The 3,422-nt window shown below is 63.7% G+C and carries 2 protein-coding genes and 1 pseudogene; all 3 read right to left on the bottom strand.

From position 1 onward, the window contains the following. The coding region (locus tag AC13EY_RS01320; RefSeq protein ID WP_482875789.1) for an IS91-like element ISCR8/ISPps1 family transposase at positions 1–1,076 on the bottom strand (1,076 nt) is incomplete at its 3' end. A 197-nt stretch (positions 1,077–1,273) separates the two neighbouring features. Next, a pseudogene (locus AC13EY_RS01315) lies at positions 1,274–2,004 on the bottom strand (Tn3 family transposase); the annotation flags it as partial. Between the two features lie 328 nt (positions 2,005–2,332). Beyond that, positions 2,333–3,422 (bottom strand): toprim domain-containing protein (locus AC13EY_RS01310; protein ID WP_482875788.1); only part of this gene is annotated, 1,090 nt, incomplete at its 5' end.

Below are 3,422 nucleotides of genomic sequence, written 5' to 3'. Positions count from 1 at the left end.
TAGCGGTGCCGGTGGGTGCGTGGCGGTGGCACCAGCGCGGCGATGCGGTCGATCAGTTCCAGCGGTGTGAGGTGCAGCTCATCTGCCTTGGCACCACGCTTGTCACTGGTGGGCTCGCTGCGCTGTTTGGCACAGCGGTACACCAGTTTGCTTCCCTCTTTGCGTAGGCGCTCCATGGAAAACGGTGGACGCGCGCAATAGCGCAGCAGCCGCTCCAGCGCAGCGCGGTCGTGGGCTTCGATGCAGACACCGGCGTCCACCGAGAAGCCGCTGTGTTTGTAGCCCAGCATGTCTTTGGCGTCACAGTTCTCCAGCAGGCCCCGAGCAACGAAGGCGCGCAGGATGCGTTTTTGCAGTGTGGTCTGCACTGGGGCCACGGTAGCCGCATCGATGCCGGTGGCCGCGTGAAAGATGACACCCGGCGATGAGATTCGAGGGGTCGCATCAGCATCGCCCTCGCCCTCCACTTCCTCAAACACCCCGTCCACCACACAAACGTGGAAGTGGACGTGTTCATTGAGGCTGGAGCCGAATCGGTGAATGAAGGCGATGGCACCGATGTGCAGGCCTGCCTTGTCCATATGGGCCGCACCGGGGCTGTGGGTCTGCAGAGTTTGTGCGATCACCCGCAGAAAGATGCGCAGCACCATGCTCAGCACCGCTCCGTCGCGTTGCATGAAGTACCGCAACCTCTTGGGCACGGAGAGCACCCACTGGCGCACCGGCAGGCGGGGGAAAACGTGGTCGCTCAGGTGTGCCGCCGTCTCCACCATCCGCCGCGTGGTGCACGAGGGGCAGACTCCCCGGCCTTTGCAGGAGAAGGCTACAAAGTAGTCGTGCCCACAGTCGCCGCAGCGAGCGCGGGCAAAGCCATGGGCAAAGATGCCGCACTCAAGATACTTGGCAAACGCTTTGCGCACGAAGGGCTTGGGGGTGTGGTGGTCGCCCTGGCCGTCGAACTGACCCGCGCTGGCCAACTCTAGCCAGGTCTCGTAGTGCTCGGCTACCATTTGGTAGAGCAGCGTGCGTTCGGGGTGGCGTGGGTTGTAGAGCTTGGGCTTGGAAGTGGCTGACATGAATACTGTACAAATGCACAGTATTCTGCGGCGATTGTTTGGGTACGCAAAGCACAAGGCCCGAACCGTCGCCAGTTCGGGCCTTGTCAGGGTAGCTTGGCTGCGGACTTACTTGCGCGCAGGCGGCACATCCGTGCAGCTGCCATGCGCCACTTCCGCCGCCATGCCGATGCTCTCGCCCAGCGTCGGATGCGGGTGTTGGCCATCAGGCTCAACGCATCGGCCACAGCCTGCATTTCATCGACACGTTTGGCCTGCGCCGGGCTGATCCGGCCGGTATAAATGGCGCGCTTGAGGGCGTTAACAGCCTCGCCCCGATTGAGCACCCGGCGCAACTCGTTCCTGAAAGCGTCCTTGACAAAGTAGTCAGCCAAAAACGCCGTACGCAGCAACCGCCCCAATTGCACGCCAGCCTCATAGATTGGATCGCCCTGGGCGGCAGAACCGAACCGCGCAAGAGCTGCCACCGCACTGGCATGTCCGCTCATGACCGAGGCTGCCAGGTGCACCAGACTATCCCAATGCTTTTCGATCAAAGCGACGTCGACATTGGCTTCGCACACCGCAGCGATTTCTGCGGGCACTTTGGTGCCGCGTGGCACAAAGAGGTGGCGCTGTTTGAGTTCCTTCAACCGCGGGCAAAGATCAAAACCAAGCAAACGGGCACCCGTTTGGTGGTCTCCATGCTCATCATGTCAGAAGATGCCAAATCGGACCGCCCCCAGGTGGCGGCAATCGGGTGTCGCTGCATGAATTCCAGCACAGCCTGGCAGGCCTGGCTCAGACGCCGTTCGTCCCGCGCCCAGCGCATGGCCTGGCGAATGCTGGTGGCAGACAATTGCGGAATCATGCGCGCGCATTCGACCGCAGTCAGACTGGTGCCGTGGGCCATGATGCCGGCATAGACCATCAGCAGCTCGTCGGTAGCCCACGCATCCCCAAAAACGTTGTGTGCCAACCCTGCATCGTGAACCTCAAAAGTGGGAGGCCACCATACCCGTTTACAAAGCGAACAGGAAAGTCAATGAAATCAACGGTCTACCCAGACCACCCCCGCGCCAGTGCTAGCTTTGCGTACCGTCACTTATTGCACTGAAAACGAGGAGACCCCGAGCGAGGCGAAAAAAAACCGCCTCGGGGTGTCCGAGGCGGCAAGTCTGCATGCGGTTCAGGGAGGAAGAAACCGCGCCGGCGATCAGGGAGGAAAACCGCGCGGCCTGATGTGCAGCTCGGCCACTTTAGCCGGATTTTTCGACTTATCCGATGCGAGCGGCCCGCCGTGGGCGCTGCTCGATCTGCTGTTGCTTTTTCTCGACGTGCTTCTGCTCCTGGTGCTGCTGCTCGTCGCGCTGCACCTGGCTGATGGCCGCGCCGATCTGCCGCTTCACGCCCTCGATGCCCAGCTCGCTCTTGTGCGCCAAGTCGTTGAAGTCGGTGTGCTGCTTCATCGTGGACAGCGCCGCGATCTGCGCGCCGCTCAACATCGACGCCTTGAGCTTGGCCGCCTCGTCGCCGGCCAGCTCGACCTTGCCGGCGGCGGCGTCGGCAAGGCGCTGCTCGGCGCGCAGGTGGGTCTTGAAGCTGTCGGGCGTGATGGCGGGCAAGTCGCGCGGGTAGGTGTTCTCGGCCGGCGCGAAGATCGGGAAGATCGCCTTGCCGCCCACGGCCTGGGCGGCCGCCTCGGCCTTCTCCCGGCCGGGGTTGTTGCCGTGGGTCATGACCAGGTGCCGGTCGTCGTCGCCGGCGATGATGACCGGCTTGTCCGGGAACTTGGCGTGCAGCGCCTTCGCCACGGCCTCAAGGTTGCCGCTGTCGAAGGCGGCGACCGTGGCGTGGCCCACGGCCTCGGCCACCTGGGCCGCCGTGGCGTAGCCCTCCGAGATCACCAGCGCCGGCGCGGCCGCCAGGGCGTCCATGCCGCCGACCGGGTGGAAGCATCCTTCCTTCTTCGAGTCCTTGGCGAACCGCTTAGTGCCGTCCTCCTGGATGTATTGCATCGTCCATTGCTTGCCCTCTGCGTCGAAGGCCGGGATGTAGGTCTTCTGGCCTTCGCGGTCGGTCATCACGCCGGCCTGCGCCTGGATGCCTTTGGCTTGCAGGTAGGGCGTCGGCTGCTCGATGGGCACGAGGTCGGCCATCTGCCGACCGACGCGCTGCGCGGTGGCCTCCTGGGCCTTGTCCTGCTCGACGGCTCGCTGTGCCAGCTTCTCGGCCGCCTCGGCCTGGAGCTTGGCCTTCTCCTGGTCGCTCAAGGCGTAGCCCTTGCTCTTCCAGGTAATGTCCGTGCCGGTCTTGTTGTTGATGATCCGCCCGGCCGGGTGCCCGTCCAGGTGGCCCACGTAGAAG

Source organism: Halopseudomonas sp. L-58, assembly GCF_056859475.1.
This window is presented reverse-complemented; position numbering and strand designations above follow the sequence as displayed.